Genomic DNA, 22,686 nt, shown 5'->3' with positions numbered 1-22,686 from the left:
GGGGCGGGACGGGCCCGTGGGCCGCTCAGCGGCGCCGGTGCAGGGACCGGGCCAGCCGGACCGCGCGTTCCCGGGCCGCGGCCGGTGCCGTGAACGACGTCAGGGAGAGCGGCGGGGCGAACCGCTGCACCGTCATCGACTGGACGGAGCTGAAGGCCCGCAGCCCCTCCTCGCCGTGGATCCGCCCGAAGCCGGACTCCCGCGAGCCGCCGAACGGCAGCGCCGGCACCGCCGCGAAGCCCAGCACCGAGTTCACCGACACCGCGCCCGCGCGCAGCCGCGCCGCGATCCGCGCACCGGTCCGCGCGTCACCGCAGAACACCGCCGCCCCCAGGGCGTAGCGGGAGGCGTTGGCCCGGGCCACGGCCTCGTCCGCGTCGGCCACCGGATTGATCACCAGCACGGGCCCGAAGGTCTCCTCCGTCATCGCCTCCGCGTCCTCCGGCACCCCGGTGAGCACCACCGGCGAGACGAACGGCGCGCGCACCGAGTCCGGCCCGCCCAACAGGGCCCGCGCTCCCTGCCCGACCGCCCCGGTCACGTGCCGCTCGACGACCGCGAGCTGTGCCGGCAGCGTCATCGGGCCGTACGGGGAGTCCGCCCCGGTGCCCGGGCGCAGTGCCCCCGCCCGCTCCACGACCCGCTCGCACAGTGCCGCGTGGACCTCCCGTACGGCGTAGACGCGCTCCACCCCCGCGCAGGTCTGCCCGGCGTTGCTCAGGGCGCCCCACACGATCGCGTCGGCGGCGGCGTCCAGGTCGGCGTCCGCGGTGACGATCACCGCGTCCTTCCCGCCGCACTCGGCGAGGAACGGCGTCAGGGTCCGCGCGCAGACCTCCATCACCTTGCGGGCGGTCCCCGGCGAACCGGTGAAGGCCAGTTTGTCGACCCCCGACCGGGCCAGGGCGTCCCCGGTGGACGCCGGACCGGTGATGGTGGTGAGCAGTCCCGCGTGCTCGGGCACGGCGCCGTCGAAGAGCCGGGCCAGCAGGACCCCGGTGCCCGGCGTCAGTTCGGACGGTTTGAAGACCACGGCGTTGCCCGCCGCCAGGGCGTAGCCGAGGGAACCCATGGGCGTGTACAGCGGGTAGTTCCAGGGGCCGATCACTCCGACCACCCCCAGCGGCCGGTGCACCAGGGAGGCCCGCTGGTGGAGGGTGAAGAGGCCGGTGCCCACCTTCCGCCGACGCAGCACGCGCCCGGCGTTGCGGGCGGCCCAGGCCAGGTGCTCCAGGGTGAGCACGACCTCCAGCGCCGCGTCCCCGGCGGGTTTGCCGGTCTCCTCGGCGATCACGGCCGCGACCGCGTCGAGTTCGGTGGCGAGCGCCTTCTTCCACCGCAGCAGGTGGTCGCGGCGCCGGGCGGCCGGCAGCGCCGCCCACCCCGCCTGGACGGTCCTGGCCCGCTCCACGGCGCGGGAGACCTCCTCGGGGCCGGCCACCGTGTGCTCGGCGATCGGCTCGCCGGTCGCGGGGGAGTGGACGGCGAAGACCGCGGCGGTCGCGGTGGTGTCGGTCATCAGGGCTCCTGACGGAAGGCGTGCGCCGTGGAAGGCGGTACGGGGGGCGGGGCGAGGGACGGCGGGGACTCGTCCCCGAGGGGTTCCGGCGCGCGGGAGTGCGCCCAGTGGGGGCCCAGGTCGTCGAGGGTCCAGCCGAAGGGGTAGGTCCGCGCCACGGGCTTGCGGGGCAGCCACTCCGGCCGGCCGGGCAACAGCCGGATCAGCGCGGCCCGGACACGGAAGGCACGGTGGACCACGGCCCGCAGCGGGCGCGGCTGCGGGCGGAAGCCGAGGGCCTCCAGCAGTGGTTCGTCCAGCACGGCGAGCACGATCCGGGACGCCACCCGCCGCAGCGGGGCCGGATACCAGGAGGCCATGACCCGCAGGGTGGCCGCCGCGACCCTGCGGTTGGCGGGGTCGTACGCGAACATCTCGCGCTCGTAGGCGTCGTGGAGGCGCTCGAAGGCGGCGTACGTGTCGGGCACACCGGAGATGCCCATCATCTCGCCCATCCGCCGTCCCACCAGTGCCAGGGTCTCGGTCTCCTGCCGGGACAGGCGCCGCCAGCCGTACCGGTCGATCCACCGCTTCGGTCCCACCACCGTGGTGGCGAGGACGTAGAGGAAGTCCTCGTTGGGGATGCGGTAGCGCCCGTGGATGCGGTTGAGGTGCCGGGCGGCCGCCCGGCCATGCTCCGAGTCCATCCCTTCGCGGACCAGCTCGTAGGCGAGCAGCACCGTGTCGTCGTAGCGCTTCTGGCCGGCCCGCTCGAACTCCTGGGTCCGGTCCAGGAGGCGGGAGACGCGCGGGACGCCGTAGTCGCGGAGGAAGGCGATCGAGGTGCCGTGCAGGTAGTCGCGGGGGAACTCGTACTGGGTGATCCACCGGAAGATCAGCTCGTGGTCCTGTCGCGGGTCCATCCGCCGGATGCGGCGGAGCCGACTGTAGCGGCCCATGGGTGGTCCCTCCTGTCGGCACCGCCGCCGCCGGCGCGCGGTGCGAGTGAACGTGGGGAAGGGGCGTGGAGCGGGGGCGACATCGGAGCGCGGGGCCGTCACACGGTGCCGCGCGGGTCGCGGGCGGCGGGGACCCCGGAGGTGCGGGCCGTGCGGGAGTCGGCGGACTCCTGGAGAGTCGATGTTACTGAAGCTATTGACCCGTATCACGAGGCGTCAAGGGTCCGGACATGCCGGAGGGGCACGGTGCCGCCACCGGACGTATGGCATCAAGTCAACTGCTGTGTAACTGACTTGATTGTTCGTCAGGTCCCTCGTCGCCGAGCGTTCCCGCCATCCGCTCGATCACCTCCCGTGCCTCCCGCACGATCCGCTCCACCAGCAGGCCGGCCGGGGCGATGTCGCGCACCAGCCCCTGGGACAGGCCGACCGACCAGATGCCCGCGTCGAGGTCGCCGTCCTCGAAGACCCGGCGACCGCGCGCCCCCGCCACCAGCGGTCGGACGTCCGCGAAGGCGCCGCCGTCCGCCAGGACGCGGACGACCTCCTCGCTGACCGCGTTGCGGGCGACCCTGGCCGTGTTGCGCAGCTCGCGGAAGATGAGCCGGGTGTCGAGCTCGGACGCCTCGACGATCCTCCGCTTGACGGTCTCCGCCACCGGCGCCTCCTCGGAGCAGAGGAAGCGGGTACCCATGTTGACCCCGTCCGCGCCGAGGGCGAGCGCCGCCGCCAGGCCGCGCCCGTCGGTGAACCCGCCCGAGGCGATGAAGGGAAGCGTCAGCGCGTCGGCGGCGGCGGGGATCAGCACCAGGCCCGGCACGTCGTCCTCGCCCGGATGGCCCGCGCACTCGAACCCGTCGACCGACACCGCGGCCACCCCGAGCCGCTCGGCCTTCACGGCGTGCCGGACGCTCGTGCACTTGTGGAGGACCCGCACGCCATGGCTCGCGAAGAACTCCATGTGAGGTTCGGGGCTGGAGCCCGCCGTCTCCACGATCGTCACCCCGGAGTCGACGATCGCCCGCCGGTACTCGTCGTAGGGCGGCGGCGCGATCGTCGGCAGGATCGTGAGGTTCACGCCGCACGGCTTGTCGGTGAGCGCGCGGGTCCGCTCGATCTCCCGCGCCAGGTCGGCCGGGGTGGGCTGGGTGAGCGCCGTGACGATGCCGAGCCCGCCCGCCTCCGAGACGGCGGCGGCCAGTTCGGCCCGCCCCGCCCACATCATCCCGCCCTGGACGACGGGGTGCTCGATCCCCAGCAGCTCCGTGAACCGGGTGCGCAGACGTGGCACGGCGGCGACGGCCTCAGACATAGGTCTCGCCCCGCTCGGCCCGCTCCACCAGCGACGCGGGCGGCTGGAACCGGTCGCCGTACGCGGCGGCCAGCTCGCGCGCCCGGGCGACGAAGCCGGGCAGGCCGCCCTCGTACTGGTTGACGTACTGCAGGACGCCACCGGTCCAGGCCGGGAAGCCGATGCCCTGGACGGAGCCGACGTTCGCGTCGGCCACGCTGGTCAGCACGCCCGTGTCGAGGCAGTCGACGGCGTCCAGGGCCTCCGCGAACAGCATGCGCTCCTGGAGGTCCCGCAGCGGCAGCACGAGCCGCCCCGACCCGTACCGCTCGCGGACGCCCGGCCAGATGCCGGTCCGCCTGCCGGAGGCGTCGTAGTCGTACCAGCCTGCGCGCTCGCGTCGTCCGACGCGGCCCTGCTCCAGCATCCAGTCGATGACGTCCTCCGAGGGGTGCGCCACCCACGTCCTCCCCTCGGCCTCCTCCGCGGCCCGGGTCTCGACGCGGATCCTCCGCGTCAGGGAGAGCGTGAGCTCGTCCAGCAGCTGGAGCGCCCCCGTCGGACAGCCGGCCTGGAGCGCGGCCTGCTCGACGCAGGCCGGCTCGACGCCCTCGCCGACGGCGGCGACCGCCTCGGCGATGAAGCGGCCGATCACGCGGGAGGTGAAGAAGCCTCGCGAGTCGTTGACGACGATGGGGGTCTTGCCGATCCGCAGGACGTAGTCGAAGACCTTGGCCAGCGTCTCGTCGGATGTGTGCTCGCCCCGGACGATCTCGACCAGGGACATCCTGTCGACCGGGCTGAAGAAGTGGATCCCGATGAAGTCGCGCTCGCGCGCCACGCCCTTGGCCAGCAGACCGATGGGCAGGGTGGAGGTGTTGGACCCGAGCACCGCGTCGTCCCGCACGACGTCCTGGATCTCCTGGAAGACCTGCTGCTTCACCGGCACCGACTCGAAGACGGCCTCGATGACGAGGTCCACCCCGGCGAAGTCGGCCGCGTCCGCCGTCGTGCGGATGCGCCCCAGCAGCGCGTCGGAGCGCTCCCGGGACGTCCGTCCCGCGGCCAGGGCCTTCGCCTCCAGGGCCCGGGAGTGGTCCTTGCCCCGCTCCGCCGCCTCGGGCGTGACGTCCTTGAGGACGACGTCGATGCCGGCCCTGGCGCTCACGTAGGCGATGCCCGCGCCCATCATGCCCGCGCCGACGACCCCGACCTTCCGCGCGGTGAAGCGCTCGAAGCCGTCGGGGCGGCTCGCACCGGAGTTGATCTCCTGGAGATCGAAGAAGAACGCCTTGATCATGTTCTTGGTGACCTGCCCGCCGAGCAGATGCACCAGATACCGGGTCTCCACCAGCGAGGCGGTGTCGAAGTCGACGTGGGCGCCCTCGACGGCGGCGGCCAGCGCGGCGCGCGGGGCCGGCGCCGGAGCCCCCCGGGTCCGCTTGCGCAGCAGCCCCGCCAACGCGGGCAGCGTGCCGGCGATCTCCGGGCTCCCCACCTCGCCGCCCGGAAGCCGGAACCCCTTCACGTCCCACGGCTGCGACGCGTCCGGATGCCCGGCGATCCAGGCCCGCGCCCGGGCCTCGGCCTCCTCCGCGTCCGGAGCGACGTCGTCGAGGAGACCGACGGCCAGCGCCTCCCGGGGGTCGAACTTCCGCGCGGACAGGATGATGTCGGACAAGGCCTTGTGCAGGCCGAACATGCGCACCGTACGGGTGATGCCGCCGCCTCCCGGCAGCAGGCCGAGGCCGACCTCGGGCAGGCCGAAGCGGCTGCCGGGCAGATCGACGGCTATCCGGTGGTGGGCGCAGAGGGCGACCTCCAGGCCGCCGCCCAGGGCCGTGCCGTTCAGCACCGCGACGACCGGCCGGCCGAGCTTCTCCAGCCGGCGCATCCAGCCCTTCATGCGGTCGATGTAGGCGGTCTCCTCGGCCGCCCGGTCGGCGCTGCCCGCGCGCAGCCGGTTGAGGTCGCCGCCCGCGAAGAAGGTCTTCTTGGCGGAGACGAGCAGGACGCCGGTGATCTCGTCGCGCTCGGCCTCCAGCCTCGGGACGCACTCCTCCAGGCCGACCATGAAGGCGTCGTTCATCGTGTTGACCGAGGAGACGGGGTCGTCCAGGACGAGGGTGACGACGCCGGCGGTGTCGCGCAGGTAGGCGATGGCGGTCGCGGTGGTGGCGGCGGCCGGGGTGGTGGTGACGGTGTTGGTCGTGGTGTCGGTTGCGGGTGTGGTCGTGGCGGTCATGGCGGTGGGTCTCCTTCTGCGCGCGGGCTCAGATGCGTTCGATGACGGTGGCGATGCCCATGCCGGCACCGACGCAGAGCGTCACGAGGCCGCGGCGGCCGCCGGTCCGCTCCAGCTCGTCGAGGACGGTGCCGAGGATCATGGCCCCGGTGGCGCCCAGCGGATGGCCCAGGGCGATGGCCCCGCCGTTGACGTTGACCCTGTCGTCGGGGACCTTCAGATCGCGCTGCCACTTCATGACGACCGCGGCGAAGGCCTCGTTCAGCTCGAACAGGTCGATGTCGTCGATCTCCAGGCCCGCCGCCGCCAGGGCCTTCCTGGTGGCGGGTGTCGGACCGGTGAGCATGATCGTGGGCTCGGCGCCGGTGACGGCCGTCGCCACGATCCGGGCGCGCGGCACGAGCCCCAGGCGCTCGCCGATCTCCCGGCTGCCGATCAGGGTGAGCGCCGCGCCGTCGACGATGCCCGAGCTGTTGCCCGCGTGGTGGACGTGCTCGATCCGCTCCAGGTGGTGGTACTTCTGCAGCGCGACCGCGTCGAAACCGGCCGCCTCGCCGACACCGGCGAACGCGGCGGGCAGCGCGGCGAGGCTCTCCGCCGTCGTGCCGGGCCGGCGGTGCTCGTCGTGGTCGAGCAGCAGGACCCCGTTCATGTCGCGCACGGGCACGACCGACCTGTCGAAGCGGCCCTCCCGCCAGGCGGTCTCGGCCCGTTCCTGTGAGCGGACCGCGTAGGCGTCGACGTCCTCGCGAGTGAAGCCCTCCAGGGTCGCGATCAGGTCCGCGCCGATGCCCTGCGGCACGAAGAAGCCGTCGTAGGCGGTGGTGGGGTCCTGGGCGTAGGCGCCGCCGTCCGAACCGATCGGGACCCGCGACATCGACTCGACGCCGCCCGCCAGTACGAGGCTCTCGTACCCGGAGGCCACCTTCTGGGCGGCGAGGTTGACCGCCTCCAGACCGGAGGCGCAGAAGCGGTTCACCTGGACGCCGGCCACCGTGTGCGGCAGCCCCGCCACCAGCGCGGCGGTCCGGGCGAGGTCGCCGCCCTGCTCGCCGACCGGGGACACGACTCCGAGCACGAGGTCGTCGATCGCCGCGGGGTCGAGCGAGGGGTGGCGCTCCTGGACGGCGTGGATCAGCCCCACGACCAGGTCGACCGGCTTGGTGCCGTGCAGCGCGCCGCCGCGGTTCCTGCCGCGCGGCGTCCGCACGGCGTCGTAGATGTAGGCGTCGGACATGACGCTCCCCTTCCTGGGGCGGGATTGGTCCGGACTTCGGCCGGACAGCGTGTGTGTCCGGACGGAGGAGCCGGACACCGTGTTTGTCCGGACGGAGGAGCCGGACACCGTGTGCTCGACGGGGATGGGACACCCCGGAGCGGAGATGCGGACCCTAGAGGCCCAGGTCTCGGCCGACGATCTCCTTCATGATCTCGGTGGTGCCGCCGTAGATCGTGGTGATGCGCGAGTCGAGATAGTCGTGCGCGATGCGGTACTCCAGCATGTAGCCGTACGCGCCGTGGAGTTGCAGGCAGCGTCCGACGATGTCCACGTACCGCTCGGTGGCCCAGAACTTCGCGGCGGCGGCGTCCACCGCCGTGAGCTCGCCCCGGGAGTGCCGGGCGAGCAGGTCGTCCAGGTAGGAGCGGCCCACCCGGGCGGTGGTGACCATCTCCGCCAGCTCGAAGCGGGTGTTCTGGAACGAGCCGATCGGCCGGCCGAACGCCTTGCGCTCCCTGACGTACTCCAGGGTCCGTTCGAGCACGCCCTCGACGGACGCCACCGCGTTGGCGGCGATCGAGATGCGCTCCTGGGCGAGGTTGCGCATCAGAGCGGCGAAGCCCGAGCCCTCCTCGCCGAGCAGATTGGCCGCGGGCACCCGTACGTCCTGGAAGAACAGCTCGCTGGTGTCCTGGGCATGCAGACCGACCTTCGCGAGATTCCGCCCCCGGGTGAAGCCCGGCCGGTCCGCCTCGACGACCAGCAGGCTGATCCCGCCGTGCCGGTCGGGGCCGGTGCGCACGGCCGTGACCACAAGGTCGGCGTTCTGGCCGTTGGAGATGAAGACCTTGCTGCCGTTGACCACGTACGCGTCGCCGTCGCGGACGGCGGTGGTGGAGATGCCGGCCAGATCGCTGCCGGTGCCGGGTTCGGTCATCGCCACGGCGACGATCAGCTCCCCGGCGGCGATGCCGGGCAGCCACCGGGCCTTCTGCTCCTCGTCGGTCAGGTCGGTGAAGTAGGGCACCACGATGTCGTTGGAGAGCGTCACGCCGGCGAGACCGTCGGAGGCGGCGTGACGGGAGAACTCCTCTCCGACGACGGAGTTGAAGCGGTAGTCGGTGACCCCGCCGCCGCCGTACTCCTCGGGGATGTTGAAGCCGAGGATCCCCGCGCGGGCGGCCTCCTCGAACAGTGCGCGGTCGACGCGCCCCTCGGAGCGCCACCGCTCGGCGTGCGGAGCGGCGTGCTTGTCGGCGAAGGCCCGCGCCGTCTCGCGCAGGAGCTCGTGCTCGTCCTCGTAGAGCGCGCGGCGGGCGGAGATCACGTCGGTCATGGAGAACCCCTGTCTCGGATCGGGTGGTGGCGCGGGTGCGGAGGCGAGCTCCGCGGTGCGGCTCGGCGAGGCACGCGGAGGGTGAGGCACGCGGAGGTGGCACGCAGAAGGTGAGGCAGGCGGAGGGGAGCAGGCGGAAGGTGAGGCAGGCGGAGGGGAAGGCATGCGGAGGGGGAGGGCGAGGGAACGGGCCGGTCAGGCTCGGGGCAGCAGCACCGCCTTCAGCGTCAGACCCGCGCGTTGGTCGGCCACCGCGCGCTCGACGGCGTCGAGGGGATAGGTGGTCACGAGCCGGTCGAGGGGCAGCAGGTCGTCACGATGGCGTCGGATCAGTTCGGGGATGAACACGCCGGGTTCGGCGTCCCCCTCGACGCTGCCGATCAGTCGAAGCCCGCGCATCGTCAGGGACCGTACGTCGAGCGGGAGTTCGGCGGGTCCGAGCCCGACGAGCGCGAGCGCGCCGCGCGGCCTGAGCAGAGAGAGCGCGCGGGCGATCACCTCCGGCCGCCCCGTGGTGTCCAGGGCGTGGGTGACCGGGGGAATCGGCTCGTCCAGCGAGGCGACGGCCGTGGCACCGTACGCGGCGAGCAGCGCGCGCCGGGCTTCGACCGGCTCCGCCACGACCACCTCCACGCCCTCGGAGAGCGCCGCCAGGGCCGCGGCGGCCCCCACGCCGCCGGCGCCGGCGACCAGCAGCCGCTGGCCGGGCCGGGGCCGCAGCACGTTGAGCACCGCGCCCGCGCCGGTCAGGAAGCCGCAGCCCAGGGGAGCGGCGACCTCAGGCGGCAGGTCCCCCACGGGGACGCAGGACCGGGCGCGGGCCAACACGGCCGTGGCGAAGGACGACTGGCCGAAGAAGGAGCCGAACACGGGCTCGCCGCCGACGCGCAGAGTCGGTGAGCCGTCCTGCCGCCGTCCCGAGCCGTTGAGCACGGTCGAACGGGCGCAGTACCCCGGGAAGCCGGACCGGCACGGCGCGCACTCTCCGCAGGAGGCGAAGGCGATGACGACGCGGTCCCCGACGGAGAGCCCTTCCGCGCCGGGTCCGAGCCGCTCCACGATGCCGCACCCCTCGTGCCCCAGTACGGCCGTCCGGCTCCCGAGCCGTTTCCGGGCGAGGAGGTCCGTGTGGCAGATCCCGACGGCCTCGACACGGACGACGACCTCGTCGTCGCGCGGCTCGTCCAGTTCGGCCTCGACGAGTTCGCCGAGCGTGGTGCCGCGGGAGAGCAGGACGGAGACCGTCGTGCCGGCTCCCGAGCGGGGCCGATGGTCTTCGGTCTGTTCCTTCTCCGTGCGCATGGGGCTCCTCGTGGTGCCGACGGACGCGGGGCGGACGGGGTGGCCGGTGTGGCCGTGACGGACGCGGCGGGCTCTTCCGGCGGCGCGGACGGTGCCGGCACGCCGACAGGGAGCAGTGGTCCCGCCGACGACCGAACACACCACGATGTTAATCAGAAATCACATCGGCGGACAAGCATGTAAGTGGGATGGGGCCCTGCTTCCGGCGTGGTGGGCAGGGGACTTGGCCCTCGGGCGAAGGTGCGAGAGCGAACGAGAAATCGCGTACGAGGGAAGATTCCTCCGCCCGGCGGGAGTGTCCCTGCGGCGCCGTCCCGGGCGCCGCGCGCCCGCGCGAGGCCCACTCCGGTTCGTCCACCCGCACCGTTCCCGGCGGTACCCGGCCCCCGCGCCCGAAGTCGGCGTCACCCGGCCCCCCCGATGTGATTTCCGGTTAACAAAAACCTTCCTGGGCCGCTCCCTCTCGTGCATAGTGACCGCAGGATCCACCTCTGTCCGCTTGGAACCCGAGGAGTGGCATGTCCCCCGGTACGGCTCCCGCATGGTCCTTCCGGCACCACTGGATGGCCCAGGCGGCCACACACGCGATGATGCGTCCCGACAAGCCCGCACTCCGGTACGCGGGAGCCACCACGACCTGGGCCCGGCTGTCCGAGCGCTCCCTCCGGCTCGCCGCCGCCCTCGCCGACCGGGGCGTTCGGGCCGGTGACCGGGTGGCCCTGCTCACCCTCAACCACCCCTGGTTCGTGGAGAGCGTCTTCGGCGTGAACAGCCTGGGCGCGATGGCCGTCCCGCTCAGCTTCCGGCTCGCGCCCCCGGAGCTCGGCTACATCCTCGACGACTGCGCCCCCGCCGCCGCGGTGGTCGACGCCCGGCTCCTCCCGCTGTTCCGGGCCACCCCGGCCGCCGCCTCCGTCGCGACGGTGATCGTCATCGGCGAACCCGACGCGCCCGGGGAGGGGGCGGGGGAGGAGTTCGGCTACGAGGACCTTCTGGCCGCGTACGAGCCGATGGAACTCCCCGACGTCAGCGAGGAGTCCACCGCGCTGATCATGTACACCTCGGGCACCACCGGTCGCCCCAAGGGGGTGATGCTCTCCCACCGCAACATGCAGGTGCAGGCCATCACCTGCGTCCGGGCGATGGACATGTCGGACGACTCCGACGTCAGCTTCCTGACGGCCCCGTTCTTCCACATCGCCGGCCTGGGCTCGATCGTCGCCGCCTTCCTCCTCGGCGGCACGGTGGTGATCCACCCGCTCGGCGCGTTCGACCCGGAGGCGGTCCTCGACGCCTACGAACGCGAGGGCGCCACCATCGTCTTCAACGTGCCCCAGCAGTGGGACCTGATCTGCGCCCAGCCCGACATCGACAAGCGGGACCTCAAACTGCGCGTCATCAGCTGGGGAGCGGCCCCGGCCACCGACGCGACCCTGCGGGCCATGGAGCGGAGCTTCCCCGCCGCGCTCAACGTCGCGGTCTTCGGCCAGACGGAGACCTCGCCCATCACCTGCGTCCTGCGCGGCGAGGACTCCCTGCGCAAGCTGGGCTCGGTCGGCCGGCCCCTTCCGAACCTCCAGTACCGCATCGTCGACGACTCGCTGCGCGACGTGCCGACCGGCGAGGTCGGGGAGATCGTCTACCGCGGCGCGACGGTGACCCAGGGCTACTGGAACAAGCCCGAGGAGACCGCGGACGCCTTCCGCGGGGGCTGGTTCCACTCCGGGGACCTGGTCCGGCAGGACGCGGAGGGGTTCATCTGGGTGGTCGACCGCAAGAAGGACATGATCATCAGCGGTGGGGAGAACATCTACTGCGCCGAACTGGAGAACGTCATCGCCGAGCACCCCTCGGTCCGGGAGGTCGCGGTGGTCGGAAGGTCCGACGAGCGGTGGGGTCAGGTCCCCGTCGCGTTCGTCGCGGTCGTCCCGGGATCGGACCTGTCGCTCCCCGCGCTGCTCGCCTTCCTCGACGGGAGACTGGCCTCCTTCAAGATGCCCAAGGACCTCATGACCCTCCCTCAGCTCCCGCGCAACGCGGGAGGGAAGGTGACCAAGGGCGCCTTGCGTGCCCTGGCCGAGCCCCGCGGGGCGTCCGAGATCTCCTGACGTCCCCGCCCCGGGCCTGACGCCGCCGTCGGCCTGACGTCCCGACCCGCGCCTGACGCCACCGCCCCGACCTAAGTAACAGGAGTTTCTGATGCAACCTTGAATGCCCGCTACGTAACGTACGATACTTTCCGTCGAACGGTAGATCCTGAGGTATCGAGCGCGGAGGAGAACGAAGTGCGTCGCGAGGAGCGGGACCTGATCGGTGTACGAGAGGTGCGAGCGGACGTCTACTGGGGCATCCACACGCTGCGCGCGCTGGAGAACTTCCCTCTCACGGGCATCGCCCTCTCCGCGCACCCCGAACTCGTCGTGGCGCTCGCCGGGGTGAAGGAGGCGGCCGCGCTCGCCCACCTCGACCTCGGCACCCTCGCTCAGGAGAGGGCGCTCGCCGTCGTGGCCGCCTGCCGGGAGATCCGTGAGGGGAGCCTGCACGACCAGTTCGTCGTCGACGTCCTCCAGGGCGGCGCCGGCACGTCGGCGAACATGAACGCCAACGAGGTCATCGCCAACCGCGCCCTCGAACTACTGGGGCACGCGCGGGGGAGCTACGCGCACCTGCACCCCCATGACGACGTGAACCGGTCCCAGAGCACCAACGACGTGTACCCCACCGCTGTCAAGCTCGCCCTCTACTCCGCCTCGGGGCGTCTGCTGGACGGGATGGCCGTGCTCCGCGACGCGTTCGCCGAGCGGGGCGGCGCGTTCGCGAAGACGGTGAAGCTCGGCCGCACCCAGCTGCAGGACGCGGTGCCCATGACGCTGGGCCAGGAGTTCGACGCGTTCGCCCTCACCGTGCGGGACGACGCCGAGTTCGTCCGGCAGGCCGCCGACTGCCTCCCCGAGGTGAATCTGGGCGGAACGGCGATCGGTACCGGTCTCAACGCGGACGCGGGCTTCGCCCGTCTCGCCGTCGGCCACCTCCGTACCGTCACGGGCGCCCCGGTCAGGGCCGCTCGCGATCTGGTCGAGGGCACCCAGGGAGTGGGCGGCTTCCTCAGGCTCTCGGGGGCCCTGAGACAGTTCGCCCTGCGTCTGTCCAAAATGTGCAACGACCTCAGGCTGCTGGCTTCCGGTCCCGGTGCCGGGCTGGGGGAGATACGGCTGCCGGAGCTGCAGGCGGGGTCGAGCATCATGCCGGGAAAGGTCAATCCGGTGCTGCCCGAGGCCGTCAACCAGGTCTGCTTCGATGTCGTCGGAGCGGATGCCGCGGTCTGCGCGGCGGCCCAGGCCGGCCAGCTCCAGCTGAACGCCTTCGAGCCTTTGATGGCGCATCACCTGCTCAACTCCGCCAACCGCCTGGACGCCGCCTGCCGGCTGCTGGCCGAACGCTGCGTCGCGGGCATCGAGGCCGACGAGGAGCGCCTGCGCGAGCTGGTGGAGCGAAGCGCCGGTCTCGCGACGGCGCTCAATCCGGTGGTCGGGTACCAGCGGGCCACGGCCCTGGCGCGTGAGTGCCGCGAGACAGGAGCCACCGTCCGCGAGCTGGCGCTGCGAGACGGGCTGCTCCCGGACGGCGAACTCGACGTTCTTCTCGACCCGATGCGCCTCGCCCGGCCTTGGTGAAGAGGGACTCGGGGCCGTCCTGCCTGAGGTCTGTACGGGGCCGCCGGCGGCCCCGCGCGGCCCGACCCGCACCGGGTCGGGCCGCGCGGGGCGCGGCGGTCTCAGCTCTTCGTCACGGCGCAGGCGTACGTCGCGGCACCGGAGCCGCTGTAGGCCTCCACGTCGAGGTAGTAGGTGCCCGTGCCGGAACCGGTTCGGGTGAAGGACAGGGCCTCGTCCGTGCCGAGGCCGTCGCCGACGGACCGCTCCAGCGTGCTTCCGTTCGCGTCGAGCCAGTAGAGGTCCGCGTCGTAGGCCGAGGGCACGGCGCAGTTCACCGTGACGGTCTGGCCGGCGTTCACCGACAGCTTGAAGTAGTCGCGGTCGCTGGTCGACTTCATGGTGCCGGACAGGGAGGCGGGTGAGGCGAGCCCGGTCGCGTCGTCGGCGGTGTCCCGGCTGTCGTTCGGCTCGCTCTCGGCGAGCGCGCCGCCGCCGCCCTGGCTGCCGCAGTTCGTCACCGGGGTGCCGTTGTAGAGGTTCGCCTCGGCGACGCCGTTCGTGACGCTGCGCAGGTAGTAGCCGCAGGTGGGACGGTTCTTGAAGTCGAAGGTCGAGCCGGGCGTCAGGCGCCAGATCTTGAAGCCCGAATAGGTCAGCGGCTTCCTGTCGACGGCCTGCTCGGGTTGGTGGTCGGCGAGGACGACGTACGCGTCCTTGCCGTACTGGGTCGCCATGCCGTCACGATCGAGGAAGAGCGAGCCGCCGCCTTCTTCGACGCCCACCCCCCAGGCGGCACCTCCCGGCGCGAGGCCGTCCTTCACCGATCGGGCGAGGAACGCCATGGTGCGGCCCATGCGGTCGCGGGTGACGAAGTGCGAGTCGTTGACGACGCCCCCGTAGTTCGCCCACTGGAACATGCCGGTGGTGAAGCTGATGTACCGGTCGTAGGGGTTGGCGAGCGCCTCGGAGCTGGTGACGCTGCCGTTGCACGCGTCGTAGACGATCGGGCTGTTGATGTGATGGCCCGCGCTGCCCCCGCCGGAGCCCCCGCCCTTGGCCACCACCGACTCGACCGAAGCTTCCAGGGCCGTACCCTTCCAGGCGGCGTAGCGGCACTGGTCGCCGCCCGCGAAGTAGACGAACTCGGCGTTGCGGACGTCGGCGTTGACCTGGCTGCTGTTGCCGTCGTTCGCCGCGGTGAGCGTCCACGTCGTACACGAGTTGACCCCGGCCAGGCCGGTGATGGTGTCGCACTCCGGTGTCTTGCTCCCGGAGGTCGGTGACGAACCGGACAGCACGACCACGTCGAGGGATCCGGTCGCCCCCCTGATGTCGTCGACGGCCCGCGCCATCGAGGCGGCGACGACGCCGCCGGCGCCGTTCATCGTGAACGCGGGGCCGTTCCACGACGCCCGGGACACGTCCGACGCGCTGCCCAGCCGGATCCTGTCAGTCGCCGCCTGCGCCGGCTGATGAGCTGTCAGCGCGGTGGTGAGCGCGGCGAGTCCGACGGCCGCGGAGGTGAATCTGAGTGAACGGTGTGGCATCTGGGCTCCCAAGGGTGGGGGTGATCGACACACCATGACCCGACGGGTCAGGTGGCTGGTTGCGGAACATACAAGTAGTGGCCTTGAGGCGGAAGATGTAAGTCGACTCTGGGCTTCAATCGCTTCCTGGAGGGCGGCCAAAAGCCTGCGAATCCCCGCGAAAAGCTCATTTGGTGATCTCGGAGCGCGCGTTACATGAACGTAATGGAACTTACATCTAGCCAGTAATGGCGATGATCTGTAACTTCTCTGCTGTGGCCGACGGCCAGAATCCGTCGGCAGGAGACCACCGAGAGGTTCCACGCGATGAACGCTCGTTTCGCACGCCCCGCCGCGGCCGCCGCCCTCGCGGCCGCCGTGCTCGTGTCAGTGTCCGCCTGTGGAGGCGAGGACACCGCAGCCCCCATCGGCAAGGTCGTCGTCGCCGGCGCAGAGGTCGTCAAGGACCAGAAGCTGCACGACCTCCTCCCGGAGAAGATCAAGAAGGCGGGCGAGGTCCGCGTCGCGACCGACGTCCCGTACCCGCCGTTCGAGATGTTCGTCAAGGAGGGGGAGCCCACCCTGACCGGGCTGGACTACGACCTCGGCCAGGCCCTGGGCGCGAAGCTCGGCGTGAGGTTCGCCTTCACCCCGCAGAAGTTCGACGGCATCGTCCCCGCCATCCAGGCGGGCAAGTTCGACGTCGCCATGTCGGCGATCACGGACAACAAGGAGAGGCAGAAGGTCGTCGACTTCGTCGACTACTCCCAGTCCGGCTCCGGCATCCTGGTCGCCGAGGGCAACCCGTCGAACGTGACCACCCTGAACGACCTCTGTGGGAAGAAGGTCGCCGTCCAGACGGCGACGAACCAGCTCGACCTCCTCAAGACCCACCAGGCCGAGTGCTCCACCGCGGGCAAGGGCAAGATCGACATACAGACCTTCCCCAAGGACTCCGACGCCCAGCTCGCCCTGCGCTCCGGCAAGGTCGTCGCCCAGGTCCTGACCAAGCCCGCCGCCGGATGGGTCGCGAAGACCGCCGACGACGGCAAGGCCTTCGACCTCGCCGAGGACCCCGCCGCCCCGGGCGGATACAACGCCTCCCCGAACGGCATCGCGGTCAGCAAGGACCTGCCGCAGCTGACCGACGCGATCCAGAAGGCGCTCCAGGCGCTCATCGACGACGGAACCGCCGTGGCGATCTACGGCAAGTACGGCGTCGCGTCGATCGGCATCAAGGAAGCCACCAAGAACGCGGCGGTGGACTAGACATGCCCGGTACCACCAAGACCCCCGAGCGGACCGCCGGCACGGAGACGCACGACGGGGAACTCGAGATCGTCCCGGTCCGCAACCACGGGCGCTGGATCGCCGCGGTCGCTTCCCTGATGGCCCTCGTCGGCCTCGTGGGATCCCTCGCGAAGAACGACAACCTGCGCTGGGACGTCGTCGGCGACTACCTCTTCGCCGACCTCATCTTCGACGGCCTGGCCACCACGCTCTGGCTGACCGCCGCCGCCATGCTCCTCGGCCTCGCGCTCGGCACGCTGATCGCCGTGATGCGGCTCTCGTCCAGCCCGGTGCTTTACGGCCTCGCCAACGCATTCGTCTGGGTCTTCCGCGGCACCCCGCTGCTCGTCCAGATCATCTTCTGGGGCTACGCGGCCGCGCTGTACAAGTACGTGAAGATCGGAGTCCCCTTCACCGACATCACGTTCTTCCAGGCCGAGACGAACGCGCTCCTGACCCCCGCGATCGCCGCCCTGCTCGCCCTCGGACTCAACGAGGCCGCGTACGCCTCCGAGATCGTCCGCGCCGGCATCCAGTCGGTCGACCCCGGCCAGGCCGAGGCCGCCCACTCACTCGGCATGCGCCCCGCGCTCACCATGCGCCGGATCGTCCTGCCCCAGGCCATGCGCGTGATCATCCCGCCGATGGGCAACGAGACCATCAACATGCTCAAGATGACCGCCCTGGTCTCGGTCATCTCCGCCCACGACCTGATGTCGAACATCCAGGACGTGTACGCCCAGAACTACCAGGTCATCCCCATGCTGGTCGTCGCCAGCATCTGGTACCTCGCCCTCGTCACGCTCCTCAGCGTGCCCCAGGCGTGGCTGGAACGGCGCTACGGCCGCGGCACCACGCGCGCCGGACACGTCTCGCCCTTCCGCCGGCTGCTCGGCGGGACCATCGAGCGGCTCGGCAAGAACAGCAAGGAGCAGGGCCGATGAGTGGCACACCCATGGTGCGCGCCGAAGGCGTCCGCAAGCACTTCGGCAAGCTCGACGTTCTCAAGGGCATCGACCTCACGGTCGAACGCGGCGAGGTCTGCTGCCTGCTCGGGCCCTCCGGATCGGGCAAGTCCACCTTCCTCCGCTGCATCAACCACCTGGAGAGGGTCGACGGCGGCCGGCTCACCGTCGACGGAGAACTCGTCGGCTACCGCCGGCACGGCGACAAGCTGCACGAGCTGCGCGAGCGCGAGGTCGCCGACCGCCGCCGGGACATCGGCATGGTCTTCCAGCGCTTCAACCTCTTCCCGCACATGACCGCCGCCGAGAACGTCACGGAAGCCCCCGTCAAGGTCTCCGGGGTCTCCCGCGCCGCCGCCCGCGAGCAGGCCCGGGACCTCCTGGAGCGCGTCGGTCTCGGCGACCGGGCCCACCACTACCCGGCCCAGCTGTCCGGCGGACAGCAGCAGCGTGTCGCCATCGCCCGCGCCCTCGCCATGCGGCCGAAGCTGATGCTCTTCGACGAGCCGACGTCCGCCCTCGATCCCGAACTGGTCGGTGACGTCCTGGACGTCATGCGGCAGCTCGCCGCCGACGGCATGACCATGGTCGTCGTCACCCACGAGATCGGCTTCGCCCGGGAGGTCGGCGACACCGCCGTCTTCATGGACGAGGGCGTCGTCGTGGAAGCCGGCGACCCGCGGCAGGTCCTCGTCGACCCGGAGCAGGAGCGCACCCGCGCCTTCCTGTCCAAGGTCCTGTGAGCGCCCCCGCCGGCCGGCAGGTGACCGCTCCCGCCCATCGGCAGGAGACGCGCGCCCCCTTCCTCGACGCGGCCCAGGCACTGTGCCCCCGCTACCTGCGCGACCTCGAACAGCTCGTCTCCATCGACTCCGGCTCCTACAGTGCCGATGGCGTCAACCAGGTCGCGGACTGGATCGAGCGCAGACTCGCAGGGCTCGGCCTCGACGTCCAGCGCGTGCGCTTCCCGGCCGCGCCCGACGGGCAGCGGACCGGCGACGCGCTCGTCGCCCGCGCACGAGGCGCACTGTCCGAGGCCGAGGGCGGCCGCCGCATCCTTCTCGCCGCCCACATGGACACCGTCTTCGAGGACGGCACCGCCGAGGCCCGCCCCTTCCGCGTCGAGGGCTCCGTGGCGTACGGCCCCGGCGTCAGCGACGACAAGGGCGGCCTCCTCGCGGGTCTCACCGCCCTGGAGATCCTCCGCGAGTCGGGCGCCGACGCCTACGACGAACTCGTCTTCCTCGCCACCCCCGACGAGGAGATCGGCTCACCCGCGAGCCGGGCGCTCATCGAGAACACCGCCGCGGGCATGCACTACGGCCTCGGCCTCGAATGCGCCCGTGAGAACGGCGACCTCGTCATCGCCCGGAAGGGAGTCGCCGACTTCCGCCTCACCGTCACCGGACGAGCGGCCCACGCCGGCATCGAACCCGAACGCGGAGCGAACGCGGCCCTCGCCGCCGCCCACCTCACCGTCGCGCTCCAGGCCCTCAACGGGCACTGGGAGGACGTGACGGTCAACGTCGGCGTCGTCCGGGCCGGCACGCGCGCCAACATCGTCTGCCCTCAGGCGGAACTCCGCATCGAGGTCCGCGCCGCCACGACGGCCGACATCGAACGTGTCACCCGGGCCATCCGCGAAGCCGCCGACCACCCGGGAGTCCCCGGCGTCGCCGTCGAGGTCGAGCAGCTCGACCTCTGCCCTCCCATGGAGGACACCACCGCCTCAAGGCGGATGCTCGACCACGCCCGCCGCGCCGCCGCCGCGGTCGGGATCGAACTGGGCGCCGCCGCGACCGGCGGAGTGGGCGACGCCAACCTCATCGCCGGCGCCGGGATCCCCGTCCTCGACGGCCTGGGGCCCGTCGGAGGCGCCGACCACACGCCTCAGGAATGGCTCGACATCACCAGCGTCCCCCAGCGGGTCGCCCTGCTCGCCGGCCTGATCGCCTCGCTCGGCGACACCGGCACGGCCTGAACCACGGCGACACCGGCACCGCCTGAACCACGGCGACACCGGTACCACTTCAACCACGGCGACACCGGCATCACCTGAACCACGGCGACACCGGCACCGCCTCAACCAGGGCGACGCCGGCACCACCTGAACGCACCACGGCGGCGCGAGGTCGCGGACGCCCTCCGCCCTCGCGCCGGCCGAGCCGCGCGGACCGACACCGGCACCAGCCCGGTCCGGTCAGCCCGACAGGTGTACGAGTACCGCCCTTCCCGATCCCCACCCCGGAGGCACCATGCGCGTCCCGCCCCTGCCCGCACGTCGCACCGCCCTCGCCTGCGGCCTCGTCGCGGCCCTCCTCACCGGAGCGTCCGCCGCACACGCCGAATCCCGCCCCGACCGGCCCCGCGCCGGCTCCCTCGTGCTGGTCGGCGGAGCACTCAAGGAGAACAACACGCAGATCTACGGAGAGATCATCAGGCGGGCCGGTGGCCCGAAGGCCCGCATCGGCGTCATCACCGCCGCCTCCGTCCCCGAGAGCCAGGACCCGAACGCCGCCGACCCCGACCTGTGCAGCAACTCGGCCTGCAACGGCGCCTACTACAGCGCCCTGTTCGAGCGGCACGGCGCCGCCGACGCACAGTGGATCCCCCTCGACATCGACCACGTGGCGAACGCCGACTCGGAGGCCGTCGTCACCCAGGTCGAGTCCATGACCGGCTTCTTCTTCGGCGGAGGCGACCAGTACCGCTACGTCACCACCCTCCTCCGGGGCGACGAGCACAAGGACTCCAAGGTCCTCGCCGCCATCCGTGCCAAGCTCGCCCACGGGGCGGTCGTCGCGGGATCCTCCGCCGGCGCCCAGATCGCAGCCGGCCCCGACATGGTCAGCGGAGGCGAGTCCTACGAGGCCCTCCGGGACGGCAGCGCCCCCGGTTACTTCGACGACCCGACCCGCCTCGGCTACATCCCCCAGGGAGGCTTCGGCTTCCTCCGGTCAGGACTCGTCGACACCCACACCGGCGCCTACGGACGTGAGGGCCGCGCCCTGCGCCTGGCCGCCGACACCGGCAACGACCGCGTCTACGCCCTGGAGGAGAACACGGCCCTGGTCGTCGACCGGCCCGGCACCCCCCGCGAGCACATGACGGTCCTCGGCCCGAACGGTGTCGCCGTCCTCGACCTGCGCGACGCCCGCGCGCACGACACCGAGCACGGCTGGGTGCTCCGACGCGCCCGCTACAGCTACCTCACCGACGGCGACCGGTACGAAGCGCGCACGTGGACCCCCCACATCGCCCCCGCCAAGCGGCCCCTGCGCCCTGTCGCGGCGACCCCCGTGCCGGCCGACCACGACGTCTTCTTCTCGCCCTCCAACCCGGACGGCCGCGCCTACTCCTTCCGCACCACCGCCCGCGCCCTCGCCGCCACCCGGGCGCAGGACCACGCGACCGCGACGACCTTCGAGGACGGACCGCGGTTCACGGTGACCTTCACCAAGGCCCGGGGCTTCGCCGCCTTCACCGACGACGACACCACCGCCCGGACCCTGGTCTCCCTGCGGATCGACATCGCCCCGCAGCGGTGAACCGACGGCCGGGCGGCCCCCGCGACACCCCTGCCCGGCCGTCACATCGTGCGACGGCCCCCCGTCCGGGTCCAGGAGATCAGAGGAGGCCGATACGCCGGGCGACCCTCTCGGCCTCCTTCATCCGCTCGTGACCGTCGCCGCCGATCCGGTCGAGGACGGCGGCGACGAGGGACTCGACGAGGGCGAGTGCCGGGGCCAGGCTGTCGTACGGGGAATCGGAGGAGACCTGGGTGATGAGCACCACGTCCGCGTGGGCGGCGGCGGGGGAGAGCCACGGGTCGGTGAACACCACGACCTTGCCGCCCCGCTCGCGCGCCAGCTCGGCGATGAGGGTCTTGTCCGTCTCGTAACGCCGGTAGTCGAACAGCACCGTCACGTCCCGGCGGGCGAGCTGCGTGAGGAAGGACGTGCGCTCGACATCCTTGTGGGGCACCAGCCCCACCTGGTCCCGGAACTGCGTCAGATGCAGCCCCAGGTACTCGGCCAGCAGGTGGGTGAAGCGTCCCCCCGCGAGATGGACCCGGCGCCTCGGGTCGGCGAGGAGGGCCACCGCGTCCTCGAACTCGTGCGGCGCCACCTCGTCGAAGGTCTGGGCCACCGCCTGCTGCACGCGCCCCGACCGCTCACCGAGAGAGGACGCGGAGGAACCTCCCGAGGTCGCCGCGGCCGCTCCCTCCGCGGCGTCCGCCGCCGTGTAGAGGGTGATGGGCGAGGCGTTGCGCGCGTCGAGCTCCGAGCGGAGGGCCGCCTGCAGATCGGGGAAACCCCGGTACCCCAGCCGCGCGGCGCACCTCAGTACGGTGGGAGCCGAGACCCCGGCGCGGTCCGCGATGGTGGCGACGGTCTCGAAGACCGCGGCGGGGTACCCCGCGAGCAGGACCCGCGCGACCTTTCGCTCCGCGGGGCTCAGCTCGCCGAGCCGGCCACGGATCTCGTCGGCCAAGGTGGCGCTCATGGGTTTCCCTTCTCCGCCGGGAGCTCGTCGAAGGCTGCGCACAGACGTGCGGTCCGGCGCCCCCCGTTTCAGAATGCTGAACTTCAGGCGGTAAATGTATCGCCCATTACGGCTCCTGAACAGTCGCGCCCGCTCCGCCTCCTCGGCACGGGGACGAGGCGGCGGGGACGGGGCGCCGGCGAGAAGCGTGGTGCGGCACCCGGCCCACGGTCCCTTCGGTGCCGGCCCGCGCCGTCGTCACCGGCCCGTCACGGGCCGCCCGTCTCACTCGGCGCGGGCGCGGGCGCCGGTCTCGTACCCCGCCGGGACGGGTGTGTGCCAGGGGCTGTCGGCGCCGGCGGCGGCGGGGCGTTCGGTGCGGGCGGGGCAGCAGCCGATGGGGCAGAGGTCGTGGGAGGGGCCGAGGGCGCCGAGGGCGCAGCGCTGCGCGCGGGTGCCGCGTTCGGTGGCGGCGCGTTCCAGGAGCAGTTCGCGGACGGCGGCGGCGAAGCGGGGGTCGGCGCCGACGGTGGCGGAGCGGCGGACCGGGAGGCCCAGCTCGGCGGCCTTGGCGGTGGCCTCGGTGTCGAGGTCGTAGAGGACTTCCATGTGGTCCGAGACGAAGCCGATGGGGACCATGACGGCGGCGGGGGCGCCGGCCGTGTGCAGCTCTTCCAGGTGGTCGCAGATGTCGGGCTCCAGCCACGGGATGTGGGGGGCGCCGCTGCGGGACTGGTAGACGAGCTTCCAGGGGTGGTCGACGCCGGTCCGCTCGCGGACCGCGTCGGCGACGGTCCGGGCCACGTCGAGGTGCTGTGTGACGTAGGCGCCGCCGGGGGCGTGGTCGGTGACGGGTCCTGAGGTGTCGGCGGCGGAGTCCGGGATGGAGTGGGTGGTGAAGGCGAGGTGGGCGC

At 72.1% G+C, this 22,686-nt stretch carries 17 protein-coding genes; 7 read left to right on the top strand and 10 right to left on the bottom strand.

The genetic code is table 11. The features are described from left to right. Window positions 1-25: 25 nt before the first annotated feature. The 7 genes from ACF1BN_RS35750 to ACF1BN_RS35720 form a co-directional block, all read right to left on the bottom strand. Window positions 26-1,519, bottom strand: coding sequence for an aldehyde dehydrogenase family protein (locus ACF1BN_RS35750; RefSeq protein ID WP_392335770.1), 1,494 nt, complete (start codon window positions 1,517-1,519; stop codon window positions 26-28). After that, entirely contained in the window at window positions 1,519-2,457 is a 939-nt protein-coding gene (locus ACF1BN_RS35745; protein ID WP_392335769.1) for an oxygenase MpaB family protein, read from the bottom strand. The genes ACF1BN_RS35750 and ACF1BN_RS35745 overlap by 1 nt, the downstream gene beginning before the upstream one ends. A 274-nt stretch (window positions 2,458-2,731) precedes the next feature. Next, complete coding sequence (locus ACF1BN_RS35740; RefSeq protein ID WP_392335768.1) at window positions 2,732-3,769, bottom strand: NAD(P)H-dependent flavin oxidoreductase; 1,038 nt, start codon at window positions 3,767-3,769, stop codon at window positions 2,732-2,734. Continuing rightward, complete coding sequence (locus tag ACF1BN_RS35735; RefSeq protein WP_392335767.1) at window positions 3,762-5,993, bottom strand: 3-hydroxyacyl-CoA dehydrogenase NAD-binding domain-containing protein; 2,232 nt, start codon at window positions 5,991-5,993, stop codon at window positions 3,762-3,764. Before ACF1BN_RS35735 ends, ACF1BN_RS35740 begins: the two co-directional genes overlap by 8 nt. 28 nt (window positions 5,994-6,021) lie before the next feature. Then, window positions 6,022-7,230 (bottom strand): acetyl-CoA C-acetyltransferase, encoded by a 1,209-nt coding sequence (locus tag ACF1BN_RS35730; protein WP_392335766.1) that lies wholly within the window; start codon window positions 7,228-7,230, stop codon window positions 6,022-6,024. Between the two features lie 154 nt (window positions 7,231-7,384). Next, entirely contained in the window at window positions 7,385-8,548 is a 1,164-nt protein-coding gene (locus ACF1BN_RS35725) for an acyl-CoA dehydrogenase family protein (protein WP_392335765.1), read from the bottom strand. A 195-nt stretch (window positions 8,549-8,743) separates the two neighbouring features. Beyond that, on the bottom strand, window positions 8,744-9,850 hold the full coding sequence (locus tag ACF1BN_RS35720) for an alcohol dehydrogenase catalytic domain-containing protein (protein WP_392335764.1): 1,107 nt from the start codon (window positions 9,848-9,850) through the stop codon (window positions 8,744-8,746). Window positions 9,851-10,368: 518 nt separating this feature from the next. Here ACF1BN_RS35720 and ACF1BN_RS35715 point away from each other — a divergent pair. After that, window positions 10,369-11,958, top strand: coding sequence for a long-chain-fatty-acid--CoA ligase (locus ACF1BN_RS35715; RefSeq protein WP_392335763.1), 1,590 nt, complete (start codon window positions 10,369-10,371; stop codon window positions 11,956-11,958). A gap of 177 nt (window positions 11,959-12,135) precedes the next feature. Then, on the top strand, window positions 12,136-13,524 hold the full coding sequence (locus tag ACF1BN_RS35710) for an aspartate ammonia-lyase (RefSeq protein ID WP_392335762.1): 1,389 nt from the start codon (window positions 12,136-12,138) through the stop codon (window positions 13,522-13,524). 101 nt (window positions 13,525-13,625) lie between these two features. On the opposite strand, the gene ACF1BN_RS35705 is transcribed toward ACF1BN_RS35710, so the two are convergent. Then, on the bottom strand, window positions 13,626-15,053 hold the full coding sequence (locus ACF1BN_RS35705) for a pre-peptidase C-terminal domain-containing protein (protein WP_392335761.1): 1,428 nt from the start codon (window positions 15,051-15,053) through the stop codon (window positions 13,626-13,628). Window positions 15,054-15,359: 306 nt separating this feature from the next. Here ACF1BN_RS35705 and ACF1BN_RS35700 point away from each other — a divergent pair, with 306 nt between their 5' ends. The 5 genes from ACF1BN_RS35700 to ACF1BN_RS35680 all read left to right on the top strand — a co-directional run bounded on the left by ACF1BN_RS35700 (window position 15,360) and on the right by ACF1BN_RS35680 (window position 20,835). Continuing rightward, the gene (locus tag ACF1BN_RS35700; protein WP_392335760.1) at window positions 15,360-16,301 is read left to right on the top strand and encodes an ABC transporter substrate-binding protein; all 942 of its coding nucleotides are present in this window, start codon (window positions 15,360-15,362) and stop codon (window positions 16,299-16,301) included. Window positions 16,302-16,303: 2 nt separating this feature from the next. Further along, on the top strand, window positions 16,304-17,266 hold the full coding sequence (locus tag ACF1BN_RS35695; protein WP_392335759.1) for an amino acid ABC transporter permease: 963 nt from the start codon (window positions 16,304-16,306) through the stop codon (window positions 17,264-17,266). Continuing rightward, complete coding sequence (locus ACF1BN_RS35690) at window positions 17,263-18,030, top strand: amino acid ABC transporter ATP-binding protein (protein ID WP_392335758.1); 768 nt, start codon at window positions 17,263-17,265, stop codon at window positions 18,028-18,030. Before ACF1BN_RS35695 ends, ACF1BN_RS35690 begins: the two co-directional genes overlap by 4 nt. After that, window positions 18,027-19,268 carry a M20 family metallopeptidase gene (locus ACF1BN_RS35685; protein ID WP_392335757.1) on the top strand — a complete coding sequence of 414 codons (1,242 nt, stop codon included), beginning with the start codon at window positions 18,027-18,029 and terminating at the stop codon, window positions 19,266-19,268. Before ACF1BN_RS35690 ends, ACF1BN_RS35685 begins: the two co-directional genes overlap by 4 nt. 274 nt (window positions 19,269-19,542) lie before the next feature. Further along, window positions 19,543-20,835 (top strand): cyanophycinase, encoded by a 1,293-nt coding sequence (locus tag ACF1BN_RS35680; protein WP_392335756.1) that lies wholly within the window; start codon window positions 19,543-19,545, stop codon window positions 20,833-20,835. A 79-nt stretch (window positions 20,836-20,914) separates the two neighbouring features. Here the strand turns inward: ACF1BN_RS35680 and ACF1BN_RS35675 are convergent, their stop codons facing one another. Further along, window positions 20,915-21,793 (bottom strand): MurR/RpiR family transcriptional regulator, encoded by an 879-nt coding sequence (locus ACF1BN_RS35675; RefSeq protein ID WP_392335755.1) that lies wholly within the window; start codon window positions 21,791-21,793, stop codon window positions 20,915-20,917. 264 nt (window positions 21,794-22,057) lie between these two features. Beyond that, window positions 22,058-22,686 (bottom strand): ferrochelatase (locus ACF1BN_RS35670; protein ID WP_392335754.1); only part of this gene is annotated, 629 nt, incomplete at its 5' end.

Source organism: Streptomyces sp. NPDC014861 (assembly GCF_043081625.1).
Taxonomy (GTDB): domain Bacteria; phylum Actinomycetota; class Actinomycetes; order Streptomycetales; family Streptomycetaceae; genus Streptomyces.
This window is presented reverse-complemented; position numbering and strand designations above follow the sequence as displayed.